This is a genomic window from Acinetobacter sp. yr461, assembly GCF_900110445.1.
In the GTDB taxonomy this organism is placed as follows: domain Bacteria; phylum Pseudomonadota; class Gammaproteobacteria; order Pseudomonadales; family Moraxellaceae; genus Acinetobacter; species Acinetobacter calcoaceticus.
On the sequence record NZ_FODU01000003.1, the window covers coordinates 16539 to 31054 of the forward strand.

Genomic DNA, 14516 nt, shown 5'->3' on the forward strand with positions numbered 1-14516 from the left:
CAACCCCTTTATTTGTACAGAACAAATAAAGGGGTTTTTATTTTAATTACCTCGATAGGTTGAATAACCATAAGGGCTAAGCAGTAAAGGAATATGGTAGTGATTTACGCTTCCAGCCACTTTAAAAATAACGGGTACTTCGGCAAAAAAAGTTTGTTGTTTATTCTTTTTGAACCAGTCTTCAGTTTTAAAGGTAACTTTATAAACACCTTGCTCTAGTTTTTTATTTTCTGGATAGAGCGCAGTAATACGACCATTAGAATCGGTTACTTGCTGGTTGAGTTTAACCCACTGGTTATTTGTGTTTTTTTCTAAAACAACTTCAACCTGAGAAGAGGGCAAACCCGTTTCTAGATTTAACACATGCACACTTAGTGGATTAGTTTGTGCAAATGTAGCTGAAGCTATAAATAACGAAGATAAAGCAATAAATGATTTAGTCATGGTGAACTCCTTATGAATGGAAAATGGTTTCAATGGCTTTGCTTGCGCATTGATTGTCATTTTGTGCGCCGCCAGCACCTGCAACCCCAATCGCTCCGATCACTTGATTCTCAAAACGGACAGGTATGCCGCCGCCTAACAAAAGTAAATTTGCTACGGTGGTTAAATTTTTTGCATCTGGGTTTTGGTTACTGTTTTGGCTTAAAACTAAGGTCGATGTTTTGGTAGATAACGCCGTATAGGCCTTTTTTTCAGCAGCCATTAAATTATGCGGACCAACTACCTCATGCCGTTCGGCAGTTAAAGGGTTACCACCACGGTCAACAACAACCACTGCGATGTTTTGATTTAGTTTTTTGCATGCCTCTTTCGCACTGTCGGCTAGCATGTGTGCCGTTTTAAGATCTAATGAATAGACTTGATTCAAAGCAGGGGGCTGTGCAAAAGTACTATTACCCAATAGCGTGACTGTTAGCATCAGCCAGTTTAATTTGTTCATGATGATTGCCTCTATGTCGCTTTGAAAATCTTAAACAAATTGAATAATTCCAAGCATGACAATCACATTACAAAGTTGTCATCTTTCAAATGAGTCTCTACAAAATGCGTATCCTTATTATTGAAGACGAGATCAAGATCGCCACTTATTTGGTCAAAGGATTAAAAGAATCTGGATACCAAGCGGAGTGCATTCACTTAGGGCTTCAAGGTTTGGAAATGCTAAAGAGAGATCAATATGACTTGCTTATTCTTGATGTCATGTTGCCTGACATAGATGGCTGGAGCGTATTACAAGTATTACGCCAGTTCTCCAAAATTCCGGTGATTTTCTTAACGGCAAAAGATCAGGTGATGGATAGAGTCAAAGGTTTAGAGTTGGGTGCAGATGATTACTTGGCTAAACCTTTTTCTTATATCGAACTGTTGGCACGTATTAAAAGTCTGTTAAGAAGACAGCAATATCTGCAAGAAAATGAGCTGTCTATCAGCGATTTAAAAATGGACTTGGTCGGTCATAAAATATGGCGTAGTGGCAACTTAATTGAGCTGAGCAAGACTGAATTTAATTTATTGCGCTATCTATTGCTCAACAAAGAGCAAATCGTGACGCGCAGACAAATTGGTTCTGAAGTCTGGAATATTAACTTTGATACCGATACCAACTTTATTGATGTGGCAGTACGCCGTTTACGAAGCAAAATTGATGAAGGGTATGAATTAAAACTCATTCATACAATCCGTGGCTTGGGCTATAAAATTTCGGTTAGCTTATGAACTTTAAATTTCTACGTTCGCTTGAAGTCCGTATTACGCTATTGGTCACGCTTTGTTCTGCCTTGATTTTATGTTCAGTCGGCTTTATGACCTATTTAGGCATTAACCAAATTTTATTAAAGCAACAAGATAAAGCTTTAGCAGACAGAATTAACCGCTTGGAAATTTTGCTACAAGATAGTGAAAATGTAGAGCAAATTATTGCGCGGCCTAAGCTTTACCAAAATATGCTCGGCAACCAAGACAACTTGTTTCTGCTCATTCATAAAGACAAAGCTTTAATTAATATTAATCCGCTCCATATTCAGTTACCTCAATTTGCACAGCGCAACAGTCTTCAATTTCAGGACTTAGCTAATCATGAATATCCAACGCGAGTTGCTTGGAAAACCATAAAAATTAATCACGAGCCTTATCTGCTCATTGCAGGCAAACAATGGTCTGAACGCATTAATATTCTTTTGCCTTTTCAAAAGAACCTGTTGATGTATGTGGTAGGAGGCATCTTCGCAATCTTTGTGCTTTGCATTTTAGCGTGCCATTGGGGGTTAAAGTCACTACAACAGCTTCGCAAGCAGACGCATTCTATTAACGTAAATCAGCTACAGAAAAGATTAAACCTATCAAAGTCGCCTTTAGAAGTTGAGCTGCTTTCAAAAGATATAAATCACATGCTGGAGCGTATTGAAAAGGGTTATACGCAGCTCAACCGTTTTTCTGAGGATATTGCTCATGAGTTCCGTACGCCTTTAAATAATCTGATTGGGCAAACCGAGATTGCTTTAACTGGCGAACGCTCAGTTGAGCAATATGAAGATTTGTTGGTGTCTCATTTGGATGATTACCACAGATTAAAACGCATGATTGATAGCATGCTTTTTTTAGCAAGAGCCGATCAGAAAATGGTTCTTGTAAACAAACAAGAAATAGACGTCCAAGATGTTATAGATAGGCTATGCCAGATTTTTGAATATCAAGCCGAGGAACAAGAGTGTCATTTTAGTCTTAACCTAGAAGCTCAAAAGTTATTTGCAGATCCGGAGTTATTTCAAAGAGCAGTCTACAACCTTGTTTTAAATGCGTTGGTTCACGGTGGCAATAACCGAACTATTTATATCGCAACTAAACATAAGATGATTGAGCATACGCAATGGGTCAGCCTAACTGTGGTAACGGGAGGTGTTTCAATTGCAGATCATCAACTCGAATATGTCTTTGAAAGATTTTACCAATGCCACTCAAGTCGAAGTGATGAGAACCAGACAGGTGGATTGGGGTTATCGATTGTCGCTTCAATTATGGATCTACATCATGGTTCATATCGAGTTTATAACACGTTCGAAGGTGTATGTTTTGAGCTTGATTTTCCAATTGCCGATGCTCCAAAGAAATACAATTAAATCCTTATTCATGTTCCTTAATTTTTAAAATTCACACTTTGTTCACAACCCTCTGGCGTATGTTTAAACATATGAAATAAATAGAAGAGGGTCGTCATGAAATTATTATTTAAGTCACTTGTCATCAGCAGCAGTCTTGCAGCGGTTAGCTTAATGCTTCCTTTGAGCACCTTTGCCGACACAAATACGAAACCAGTGGCTGTTGAATCTATTGATATTAATAAATACGCAGGTAAGTGGTATGAGATTGCGCATTTACCTATGTTTTTTCAGCGTAATTGTGTAGCCCATACAACTGCAAACTATTCCATTAACGCGGACAAAACCGTTGGTGTTTTAAATAGTTGTACCAACAAAGACGGCAAAATGATTTCATCTGAAGGTGTGGCCTATTCGCAAAATGAGGGCAACAGTAAATTAAAAGTGAGCTTTTTGCCTTCTGGCCTAAGATGGATTCCTTTTACCAAAGGCGATTATTGGGTTTTAAGAGTTGACCAAGATTATCAGGTCGCTTTAGTGGGCGGCCCAAGCCAGAAATATTTATGGATTCTTTCTCGTAGTCCCCAAATTGATGAGGCGACATATCAGTCTTATCTGCAAATCGCAAAAAGCTATGGCTACGATGTTTCTAAACTTGTTAAGACAACACAGTCTAAATAGTGAAGTTGCTGGTTATATATATTCTTATATTTATCTCGTAATCGTATGAACTTCACATAAAATTCATTGCGCATTTTCTAAATTAGAACCAAAAGAAATGCTTTAGATCAGGAAGAATCAATGTCTAAATTTTTTCTGCGCTGGATCGATAGCTGGTCAGATTCAGAAAATGCGCAAGTGGGTACTTCTGGCGAATATGTCATTGAAAAGAAAATTCAATGGTTAAGAATAATTCCTTTTATTTTATTGCATATCGCTTGTTTAGCTGTGTTTTGGGTGGGCGTATCTTGGTTTGCAGTTGTCTTCATGCTGGGGTTTTACTTTCTTCGCATGTTTGCAATTACTGCTTTTTTTCACCGCTATCTTTCACATAAAACTTTTCAAACATCACGTATTGTCCAGTTCATTTTTATACTGATCGGAACCATGAGTGCACAGCGTGGACCGTTATGGTGGGCAGCGCATCACCGTTATCACCATCACTTTACCGACACCGATCAGGACCCACATTCAGCTAAAGCAGGCTTTTGGTATTCCCATGTAGGCTGGTTTTTAAATGAGCAAAATTTTGCCACTCGTAAAAAAGTGATTAAAGACTGGTTGAAATATCCTGAGCTGATTTGGCTTGACCGATTTAGTTTGCCTATTGTGATTTTTACAGCTTTGGCAATTTATGGTTTTGGTTCGTGGCTTGCGCAACATTTACCTGAGCTGAGAACCAATGGCTTACAGCTTTTGGTGTGGGGATTTGTGATTTCTACCGTTCTGTTAACACATGCAACTTTATGTATTAATTCACTCGCACATCGTTATGGTTCACGAGAGTTTAATACCCCAGATGATAGTCGTAATAACTTCCTACTTTCTGTAATCACCCTAGGTGAAGGCTGGCACAACAACCATCACTTTTATGCGGGTAGTGTGCGTCAAGGTTTTTATTGGTGGCAGATTGATATCACCTTTTATGTGCTCAAACTGATGTCTTTATTTGGTTTGGTGTGGGCACTAAAGCCAGTACCAGCGAAGGTTTATCAATATAAAAAGATTAAAGATCTACCGATAGAAAAAATTGAAAATGGGGAAGTGTTATGAAAATTGCCATTGTGGGTTCGGGTATATCGGGACTTTATGCTGCATGGAAATTGTCAGAACAACATCAAGTTACCGTATATGAAAAAAATAACTATTTTGGTGGTCATACTGACACTCATGAGTTGGATATAGAGGGTTCTAAAGTTTCGGTAGATAGTGGTTTTATTGTGTTTAATGACTACAACTATCCGTTATTTACCGACATGCTTAAAAAATTGGGAGTTGAAACTCAAAGCAGCGACATGAGTTTTTCGGTGAATAATCTGGTCAGTGGGCTTCAATATAACCCCTCAAAAAAATGGTCGCTCTTTGCCCGTCCTCAGAACTTTCTAAACCGTAAATTTCTACAAATGCTCTCAGATTTGCTGCGTTTTTATGATGATAATAAAAATATTGATGTAGCAGATTTTGACCCTAATTTATCTATTGAAGAATATTTGGACCTACACAAATATAGCCATGAGTTCCGCTATGAGCATCTTTATCCGATGTGCGGGGCATTATGGTCGGCTCCAGTTGAGCAGGTAGGTCAGATTCCATATCGATTTGTCGTGAGCTTTTTTCAGCATCACCGCATGCTACAGCTAAAAGAGCGGCCGCAATGGCAAACGGTTAAACACGGTTCAGCAAGTTATATACATGCTATTCAACAAAACTGTCCATCCATTGAGTGGAAACTTGCAGAAGTAAAAAGTGTGAGCCGTTCATATGAAACTGCGTTTATCGAAACGACTGAGGGGCAAACACAATATGACTGGGTGATTTTCGCAAGCCATGCCGATGACAGTTTAAGTCTATTAAAAGATAGTTCTTCGCTTGAACGAGAAATATTAAGTCAATTTAGCTATCAAGATAATCGAATGGTAGTTCACCGTGACACTTCAATTATGCCTAAAAGCCGTTTGCAATGGGCAAGTTGGCATGTACGTGTAACCCCAACATCGCAAGTTCAAAGCAATGAGTCCGACATACATTATGGTTTTACCTACTGGATGAATAATTTGCAGAATTTATCCTGTAATACTCAAGTTTTTTCTACTTTAAATCCGAATATGCAAATTAAAGCCGAAGACATCTTGGTTGAACGCCAATATCGTCATCCTGTATTTGATACAAAAGCGATTCAAACTCAATCACGTTGGCAAGAAATTAACGGACAAAATCGGACTTCGTTTTGTGGAGCGTACTGGGGATGGGGTTTCCATGAAGATGGTGCCCGTAGTGCAGCACGTGTTGTAGAGCAACTTCTACATTTATAAAAATAGATAAGGAGCTTTTCAAATGTTATTAAATAAACTTGCTATAGCTCCTACACTTATTCGTCACCGACGCTATAGCCCCAAACAGCATCAATTCACATCGACCTTAAATTACTTATGGTTCGATCCAGATCAATTAAATGAGATTGCAAAAGATTGCCCACTTTGGTCAACCAATCATTGGAATGTACTAAAACTATCTAAAAATGATTTTTTAAATATGTATCGCGGTTCTATAAGGGAGAAAGTAGAGAAAGCGATATTGGAAAATAGTAACTCACATTTTAGGCCAGAGTGGCAAATCAGAGTGTTGGCTTTACCTCGTTGTCTCGGTTTTAGGTTTAACTCTGTGGTCTTTTATTTTGTTTTAGGTAAAACTGGGAAACCTATATTTATTGTAAGTGAAATCACCAACACTCCTTGGAATGAACGAAAAGTTTATATACACGACTGCACAAAACAACAAAGTAATGTGGGCGGTTATCAGAGTTTTGATTTTAACTTTGAAAAATCATTTCACGTCTCGCCGTTTATGCCCATGCAGTTGACTTACCGCTGGCGATTTAGTTTTTCAGACCAACAAAATGTCATTCAGATGCAGCTCTTTGAAGAGCAAAAACAAGTGTTTGATGCAACTATGCGGTTTGAACTTGTGCCCATCACATTTCCTTCACAGCAGTATCGATATGCTCTTATGAACAGCCTAGCCCCTTTTAAAATGTTGTTTTCAATATATTTAGAGGCATTTAAGTTGTGGCGAAAAAAAGTTCCATTTTATCGTCATCCTAAAAAGATCAAGGTAGATAAGACATGATAAAAACATTTCTTTATGGTGAAGATGACTCACTACCGTTACTGCTTAAGAGTCTTCTCAAACTACGTCATGGACAGATCACTTTTCAGGGTGCATGGAGTGGTACGGTTGGCGAGGTTTCAGACTTACATGCTGTGATTGAAGTTCGCAATCCTTTGCTGATGGATCTCATTTTAAAAAATGGTGTTTTAGGAGCAGCTGAAGGCTATATCCGTGGTGATTGGAGCAGCGAACAACTTGTAGAGTTGGTTCAGATATTGGCACGTAATCGAGATGTATTAGACCAGTTTAACCAGAATGTTATTGCACAGGCGAGCCAGTTTTTTCTGAAGGGTTGGTATAAAAATAGAAAAAATTCTATAAGCGGGAGCCGTAAAAATATTGCTGAGCACTATGACTTAAGTAATGACTTTTTTGAATTATTTTTAGATCCGTCGTTAATGTATTCGAGTGCTGTTTTTGAAAGTGAAAACATGTCACTCGAAGACGCATCTGATTTTAAAAAAGAGCTCATCTGTAAAAAGTTAGATTTAAAACCGATGGATCATTTGGTTGAAATTGGAAGTGGGTGGGGTGGTTTTGCAATTTATGCAGCCCAACATTACGGCTGTAGAGTGACCACCATTACCATTTCACAAGCTCAATACGATGAAGCCGTTACTCGCGTAAGTGAAGCTGGGTTGGCACATCGAATTGATGTGCAATTAAAAGACTACCGCTTGCTCGAAGGGAAGTTCGATAAGTTGGTTTCAATTGAAATGGTTGAGGCCGTAGGTGCACAATATTTATCAACATATTTTGATCAGTGTAAAGCGCTGTTAAAACCGAAAGGTTTAGCATTTATTCAAGCCATCACCATTGAAGATTTCCGTTATAAAAAAGCATTAAATACAGTCGATTATATTAAGCGTTATATTTTCCCTGGTAGCTTTATTCCTAGCGTGAGCGTATTGACTCAAACCGCCTCTGAAAGTGGTTTAAGGCTAAAGCATTTAAATGACATCGGTTTAAGTTATGCAAAAACAATTCATCACTGGCGAGCACGGTTTTTAATCGCACGAGAGGAAGTATTGGCTCTGGGTTTTGATGAAAACTTCATTCGCATGTGGGATTTCTATTTATGTTATTGCGAGGGTGGTTTCAAAGAAGGTGTGATAAGCAATGTTCACTTGTTGTTTGAAAGTACCAGTTACTAACTCAAACACATCAAGCAAGGAGACTGCTCATGTTTTGGAATTTACTGATTCTAGATTTAATGATCATGTTGCTGAGCTGGCTACTTGCCACAGTAAATGGTCGAGCTGGAATTGTAGATGCCGCATGGAGTTTCTGTCTGGCACTGAACATTATTGTGTCTTCATTACTCATTTCAGTTGCTCCAGTTGAAGTAAGACTTTTTATCGGCATTTTTAGCGGCTTATGGTTTTTAAGATTATTTTGGCATTTGTTAAGACGTTATCAATCCGAACAAAAAGAAGATGGTCGTTACGCGAACATGCGTAAGTCGATGGGTAAGTTCCAGCACTTTGGCTTTTTATTATTTATTATTTTTCAAACTCTTTTGGTGCTTTTGTTCTTTTTTCCGATGTGGACGCTACTCAATGTAGAAGCAATTGAATGGAGTGGTGGATATAAAATCGCTTTAGTGATTGCTGCTGTCATCATGGTGATTGCCTTTATTGGAGAGCAGCTCGCTGATCAGCAGTTATACCGATTTAAATTAAATCCGGAACATCATGGCAAAACGATGGATCAGGGTTTATGGCGTTACTCACGTCACCCAAATTATTTTTTTGAATGGTTACACTGGTTTGCCTATCCAATCATTGGTTTAGCTGCGGGCCAGTATTTATTGTGGATTTATCCGTTACTGATGTGGCTATTTTTATACTACGTCACGGGTATTCCATTTAGTGAAAAACAAGCAATTAAAAGCCGCGGCCAAAATTATCTTGATTATCAACAAAAAACATCAATGTTTATTCCGCGAAAACCCAAAAAATAGGTGCGCATATGGATTTTATTGTTCATCAGTCTTTAAAAATTGTTGAAAGTGGTGTGATTCCAGATCATGCAATTCGGGCAGCAATTCGTGCTTTAAGCAAAAAACGCTTAATTCAAGAAGGGCGTTATGACCCTGAACAAGGGGCACAGCGCTATATGGATGTGCTTAATATGCTGAAACGGAGCGAAATCGCCGTTGAAACAGACAAAGCAAATGAGCAGCACTATGAATTGCCGACTGAGTTTTTTCAGGCAGTGCTTGGAAAAAGACTCAAATATAGTGCTTGCTATTTTCCGACTAAAACAACAACTTTAGATCAAGCAGAGGAGCTCGCACTTCAGCTTTACTGTGAAAGAGCACAACTTAAAAACGGTCAACACATTTTAGAGCTAGGCTGTGGATGGGGTTCTCTAACATTATGGATGGCAGAAAACTATCCGCGCTCACAGATTACTGCTGTTTCAAACTCTGCAACCCAGAAAAAGCATATTCTTGGGCAAGCAAAGTTGAAGGGTTTAACGAATCTTGAAGTGCTCACATGTGATGTGAATGTGCTCGAATTAGACCAAGATCAATTTGATCGGGTTGTATCGGTTGAAATGTTTGAACACGTTCGTAACTATCAACGTCTTTTTGAGAAAATTCAGGGATGGTTAAAGGCAGATGGGCTACTTTGGTGTCATATTTTTTGCCATCGCTTTTTACATTATCCTTTTGAAGTAAAATCAGATTATGATTGGATGTCCAAGTATTTCTTTACTGGCGGTTTAATGCCTGCGACGTCAACTTTTTTGCATTTTCAAGAGCATTTAGAATTGGCTCAACAGTGGCAGTGGTCGGGTGAGCACTATATGAGAACCGCAAATGCTTGGCTTGATAATATGGATAATCAAGAAGTTGAATTGAAGCCTCTGTTTAAAAAAATCTATGGAAAAGATGCCAATATTTGGTGGCAACGTTGGCGTATTTTCTTCATGGCTTGTGCTGAGCTGTTTGGTTTTGAGCAAGGACAAGAATGGGTAATTGGTCACTTTTTATTTAGAAAGAGATCATTGTAATTTCTAGAGCCTACCTCGGCGATAAAGATATGATAAGAACTCGACATGATGGCAAATCTAGTCATCCATTAGCCAAAATGTTCAATCGATATTATTGGTTGCAGATTGGCCTGATTGCATTATCGATCGTGGTCGGGTTGGCTTGTAGTGCATGGGTCATTAAAGGCTCTTTACTTAAAACCGCTTTAGAGCAAGAAATGGAGCATTACTGGTTACGCATAGAACGTGACCCAAATGCAGATTTACCGGATACGAAAAATTTATATGGATATCGGTGGAATACAGAGATTGCACCTCAACCTTTTCGAGGCATGCGTTTAGAAAGTGGGGTGCACCGAGTATTCGTTGATGGTAAAGAGCGAATGACAGTCTATGGTGAGCATAATGGTCAACATGTTCTGTTGGTATTTGGCGAGAGCAATGTCAATAAGCTGATCTGGCTATTTGGGCTGGCTCCGCTCATGTTTAGTTTGTCTGTGCTATATAGCTTCTTATGGTGGTCAAATCGAAAAGCCAGACGCTATTTTTCCCCAATTACACGCTTGGCAAATGCTTTGGAAAATATCGATTGGGCACATCAAGATACCCAAGCATCTCCTTTTAGAGATATTAATACCAATGGCAACATGGAAGCAGAATATCTCAAACAAGCTTTGGAAAAATATCATCAAGTTTTAAGTGATTTTATTCGACGTGAAAGGGAGTTTACGGGAGATGTGAGCCATGAGCTACGTACTCCGTTAACCATTTTGAAAGGTAATGTGCAACTTTGTCAGGCGAGATATGGAGATGATAAAGCCTTAGTTCGTCTTCATAATACGATTGAGGATATGCAGTTATTAGTTGATACCTTACTGGCGATTGCACGTAATACAGTAAAAAGCTTACCGTCTGAAAAGAATTTTTTATCTAGAATTGTGAAGGATCTAGTCGAAAGTTTACAAGCAGTGAGTGAGAGTAAGGGGATACATATTCATATTCAACCCGACCTTTCTGAACAGCCGCGCTGGTTATATCCCTCTATGACTAAAATGGTTTTAAGCAATATTTTACGTAATGCGCTGAATTATTCTCAAGGCTCAGAAATCGACATTATTCAACAAAAAAACAGCCTGATTATTGCGGATAATGGAATTGGAATTTCTCTACCTAACGATGTTAAGGTTCAAGAGCTCAGCGACTCTCAGCTTTCTTTAAAAGTTAAAGGCCATGGTATTGGCTTGCAATTGGTGCAAAAGCTTTGCAAACAATTAGGATGGCGAGTGGAGTTGTTTGATCGGCAGTACTATTTAGCTACTCATCCTGAGTTGGACTTAGAACAGGCAACAGGTTTAATTGTTGTGGTCTATTTGAGTTAACTTGCAGAACTTTCTACAGCAATTTTTAAACCGACGCCTGCCACTGTATGTAATAGCTTAGGGTCAAAAGGTTTATCAACCATTTTTCTTAAATTATAGATATGACTGCGTAATGCATCACTTTCTGGTTCTTCATCGCCCCATAACTCCATCATCAGTTCTTGTTTGGTCACCACTTTTGGCGACTGACGCATCAAAATTTTTAATAATTTAAATTGAATAGGCGGCAATTCGATATTATTTCCGGCACGAATAACTGTTTGGGTTGCGCTATCAAGAATTAAATCATGAATCTGAATTTTATGATGAGTGACTTCGCCAGCTGCTCTTTTAATTAATGCACGAATCCGCATCACTAATTCATTAAAATCAAAGGGTTTTACTAAATAATCATCTGTTCCAGCGGTAAAACCTTTAATCTTGTCATCTAAAGTATCTCTTGCTGTCAGCATAAGGACAGGAATATCAACGCCTTGTTCGGTGCGTAGCCAGTTGCATAGGTCATAACCTGAGCCGTCCGGTAAGTTTATATCGAGCAGCAAAAGATGATAATGCTGCGATTTGAGAAAAGTCCGTGCAGCATCTAAATTACGCGCATGATCGATGATATAACCATGCACTTCAAGAAATTCGCAGACTGTTGCTGCAAGTTCAAAATGGTCCTCAACCATGAGGATAAAATGATTACCCATAAGATTTTATTAAGCCATTAATTTAATAATTGTTGTTTTAATTTAGCATTAAATGGTTCGCTACCAAACCAGATTTTAAAATATTGATTTGCATTCGGATTGCTTAAAGAACCGAGTAGCTTCTGGTTTAATTTTAGTTCTAGTTTTTGATTTTCGTGCTGGTAATACAAACTATATAAGTCTCCATTTTTGATGGGTCTATAAAGTTCATTAATATGATTAAGCGGAGATTTTGCATCAAATCCACTAATATTCTTTTTCAAATAATGGGTTGCTGCGCGCTTAAATGCCCACTCGGGAATATCGCGGTTATAGCTAAAGTCCATTTTGATGCTTTGACTCTGCCAATTTTTTAAGCAATCTTCAGCAAAGTAACTGACATTTCCCACTTTCTTACTCGTGACCATCAAAGGTGCTGAACTACATTTTTTCAGTTCAGCCGCGTTAGCTTGAGATACGATCAAAATTCCCAGAAATATTAAGACTCGACTTTTTTGAACGGTAATATCCATTTATAGACTCCTCCAAAGATTGGTAAAGAACGGTAAAGGCCATTCGCCGGATCCCAATAATCTTGCTGGAAAATAATTTTTTGCTGTTCATTAATTTTAATTTGACTCATTCCATAAGAAGCCATTGTTTTTGAGCGGCCTAGCATTTTAAAGTCATAGGTCATGTACCAATGGATGTAGGCTGTATCTTGATGGTGAGTTGCACTAATGAGTTTTACAGTGACATTACTTACTCGAGCATTCATGCCTTCAAAATGCTTAATGAGATCTTTCTTTTGAGAGAACTGCGAGAGTGTATCGTTGATATAGAGCTGATCAGCGTAGAGATTGCCAGCATTGCTTACAAAAGAAGGGGTGCCAAGTGTATTAAATGCGGCAACAAAACGATTACCGATATCTAATGCCTGCTCGTCATTTAATGTTATTCCAGTAATCTTTTGTTCAGCTTTAGCATAGTCACCTGAATAGCTAGGCACACTTTTACACGCTGTTAAACCTACCAAGGTAATCAGCCCTAGGGCTGTGGTTATAATTTTCATGTCTATATCCGAGCCAACTTTATAAGATTAAATTAAAGAGCTGGTCGTGAAGTTTGCGTGAATTCTTATGTTTTTAGATTGACGTTTAGAGGTTAGTTTTTTCTTTTAGAAAGACCCTTTATTAGATCTATTGAAGTTAGAAGTTTCTCTGGACTCCACAAATTTTAGTATTAAGAAAGCAATTTTATTCTAGCTGCGCTTTACTCATAAGAGATATAGATTACATTTGAATAAATAGGAAGTTTAAATAATGAAAACAATTGGTTTATTAGGCGGAATGAGTTGGGAATCTACAGCGCTTTATTATCAACAAATTAATAAAATGGTTCACGGTAAATTAGGAAAATTACATTCTGCTAAGGTCATTATTAATAGTGTTGATTTTGAAGAAATCGCAGCGTTGCAAGCGAAAGGCTTATGGCAAGAAGCTGGCGCATATTTAGCTGAGCAGGCGCTAAATTTAGAAAAAGCAGGGGCAGATTGTATTTTGGTGTGTACGAACACCATGCATAAAATTGCACCGCAGATTGAGGATGCTATTACAGTTCCTTTTATACACATTGCTGATGCCACAGCAAAAGAAATTGTGAGTCAAGACATTAGTAAAGTCGCACTCTTGGGAACAGCTTTTACAATGGAGCAAGATTTTTATAAGGCTCGATTACAGGAGCATGGAATTGACGTGATGATTCCAAATGAAGCCGACAGAAAGATAGTACATCGTATTATTTATGAAGAACTTTGTTTAGGTGTGATCAATCCAGAATCACAGCAAAAATATGAGACTATTGTAGAGGCGCTCATAACTGATGGAGCAGAAGGAATTATCTTGGGTTGTACCGAAATTTGTATGTTGATTGGTGAGCTTAAATTCTCGGTTCCTTTATTTGATACGACTACCATTCATGCAAAAGAGGCGGTGAGTTTTGCTTTAGAATAAAAAATTATGTAATAGAAGATAAATTTTATCAATGAAATGAAGAAAGGAAGATAACTTTTGAAATTTAGATCAAAAATTGATTGGTGGCTTTTATTAATATTTATTGTTATTACTGCCAATATCATTATGAAAATTTATGAAGCAAATCATCATTATTCTTTAGCTTCAAATTTTCCGCATCTCATTATTTATAGTTTAATTATTTTTATCATTTGGCTTCCAATTTTTAACACTTATTACGTAGTAGAAAACGACACATTAATTATTAAGAGCTTGGTATTCCGATGGAAAATTAATATTAAAGATATTACTCAAATACAACCTACTCATAATCCACTTTCATCTCCAGCGCTCTCATTAGATCGACTCAAAATTTATTATATGAAAAATGGAGAAGTTATATCAGTGATGATTTCGCCAAAAGATAAAGAAGGTTTTTTTCAAGCCATAAACAAAAGACTCCATTAA

17 protein-coding genes are annotated in these 14516 nt (G+C 37.9%); 12 read left to right on the plus strand and 5 right to left on the minus strand.

Annotated features, from left to right (window positions below; all coding sequences use genetic code 11):
• Positions 1–42 precede the first annotated feature (42 nt).
• The gene (gene uraH / locus BMW38_RS06390; RefSeq protein WP_092706682.1) at positions 43–444 is read right to left on the minus strand and encodes a hydroxyisourate hydrolase; all 402 of its coding nucleotides are present in this window, start codon (positions 442–444) and stop codon (positions 43–45) included.
• Positions 445–454: 10 nt separating this feature from the next.
• Complete coding sequence (locus BMW38_RS06395; RefSeq protein ID WP_092706684.1) at positions 455–943, minus strand: GlcG/HbpS family heme-binding protein; 489 nt, start codon at positions 941–943, stop codon at positions 455–457.
• A gap of 104 nt (positions 944–1047) precedes the next feature.
• Between BMW38_RS06395 and BMW38_RS06400 the strand changes: the two genes are divergently transcribed.
• The 10 genes from BMW38_RS06400 to BMW38_RS06445 all read left to right on the plus strand — a co-directional run bounded on the left by BMW38_RS06400 (position 1048) and on the right by BMW38_RS06445 (position 11365).
• The gene (locus tag BMW38_RS06400; RefSeq protein ID WP_092706686.1) at positions 1048–1719 is read left to right on the plus strand and encodes a heavy metal response regulator transcription factor; all 672 of its coding nucleotides are present in this window, start codon (positions 1048–1050) and stop codon (positions 1717–1719) included.
• The gene (locus tag BMW38_RS06405) at positions 1716–3119 is read left to right on the plus strand and encodes a heavy metal sensor histidine kinase (RefSeq protein ID WP_092706689.1); all 1404 of its coding nucleotides are present in this window, start codon (positions 1716–1718) and stop codon (positions 3117–3119) included. The genes BMW38_RS06400 and BMW38_RS06405 overlap by 4 nt, the downstream gene beginning before the upstream one ends.
• A 96-nt stretch (positions 3120–3215) precedes the next feature.
• Positions 3216–3779: a lipocalin family protein gene (locus BMW38_RS06410; RefSeq protein WP_092706691.1), complete on the plus strand. Its 564-nt coding sequence runs from the start codon at positions 3216–3218 to the stop codon at positions 3777–3779.
• Between the two features lie 120 nt (positions 3780–3899).
• Positions 3900–4871, plus strand: coding sequence for an acyl-CoA desaturase (locus BMW38_RS06415; RefSeq protein WP_092706693.1), 972 nt, complete (start codon positions 3900–3902; stop codon positions 4869–4871).
• Positions 4868–6130: an NAD(P)/FAD-dependent oxidoreductase gene (locus BMW38_RS06420; protein WP_092706695.1), complete on the plus strand. Its 1263-nt coding sequence runs from the start codon at positions 4868–4870 to the stop codon at positions 6128–6130. Before BMW38_RS06415 ends, BMW38_RS06420 begins: the two co-directional genes overlap by 4 nt.
• A gap of 22 nt (positions 6131–6152) precedes the next feature.
• On the plus strand, positions 6153–6944 hold the full coding sequence (locus BMW38_RS06425) for a DUF1365 domain-containing protein (RefSeq protein ID WP_092706697.1): 792 nt from the start codon (positions 6153–6155) through the stop codon (positions 6942–6944).
• Complete coding sequence (locus tag BMW38_RS06430; protein ID WP_092706699.1) at positions 6941–8140, plus strand: SAM-dependent methyltransferase; 1200 nt, start codon at positions 6941–6943, stop codon at positions 8138–8140. The genes BMW38_RS06425 and BMW38_RS06430 overlap by 4 nt, the downstream gene beginning before the upstream one ends.
• Before the next feature lie 29 nt (positions 8141–8169).
• The gene (locus BMW38_RS06435) at positions 8170–8949 is read left to right on the plus strand and encodes a DUF1295 domain-containing protein (RefSeq protein WP_092706701.1); all 780 of its coding nucleotides are present in this window, start codon (positions 8170–8172) and stop codon (positions 8947–8949) included.
• 8 nt (positions 8950–8957) lie between these two features.
• A complete protein-coding gene (locus tag BMW38_RS06440; protein ID WP_005046228.1) occupies positions 8958–10007 on the plus strand; it encodes an SAM-dependent methyltransferase in 1050 nt (349 codons plus the stop codon).
• Positions 10008–10036: 29 nt separating this feature from the next.
• Complete coding sequence (locus BMW38_RS06445) at positions 10037–11365, plus strand: sensor histidine kinase (RefSeq protein ID WP_092706703.1); 1329 nt, start codon at positions 10037–10039, stop codon at positions 11363–11365.
• Here the strand turns inward: BMW38_RS06445 and BMW38_RS06450 are convergent.
• The 3 genes from BMW38_RS06450 to BMW38_RS06460 are packed head-to-tail and all read right to left on the minus strand — an operon-like array spanning position 11362 to position 13108.
• A complete protein-coding gene (locus tag BMW38_RS06450; protein ID WP_092706705.1) occupies positions 11362–12057 on the minus strand; it encodes a response regulator transcription factor in 696 nt (231 codons plus the stop codon). The genes BMW38_RS06445 and BMW38_RS06450 overlap by 4 nt on opposite strands.
• Before the next feature lie 17 nt (positions 12058–12074).
• Entirely contained in the window at positions 12075–12569 is a 495-nt protein-coding gene (locus tag BMW38_RS06455) for a chalcone isomerase family protein (protein ID WP_092706707.1), read from the minus strand.
• On the minus strand, positions 12536–13108 hold the full coding sequence (locus BMW38_RS06460) for a nuclear transport factor 2 family protein (protein ID WP_213031111.1): 573 nt from the start codon (positions 13106–13108) through the stop codon (positions 12536–12538). The genes BMW38_RS06455 and BMW38_RS06460 overlap by 34 nt, the downstream gene beginning before the upstream one ends.
• A 250-nt stretch (positions 13109–13358) precedes the next feature.
• On the opposite strand from BMW38_RS06460, the gene BMW38_RS06465 reads away from it, so the two are divergent.
• Both BMW38_RS06465 and BMW38_RS06470 read left to right on the plus strand, forming a co-directional pair.
• Positions 13359–14048 (plus strand): aspartate/glutamate racemase family protein, encoded by a 690-nt coding sequence (locus tag BMW38_RS06465; protein ID WP_092706709.1) that lies wholly within the window; start codon positions 13359–13361, stop codon positions 14046–14048.
• Between the two features lie 57 nt (positions 14049–14105).
• On the plus strand, positions 14106–14516 hold the full coding sequence (locus BMW38_RS06470) for a PH domain-containing protein (protein WP_092706711.1): 411 nt from the start codon (positions 14106–14108) through the stop codon (positions 14514–14516).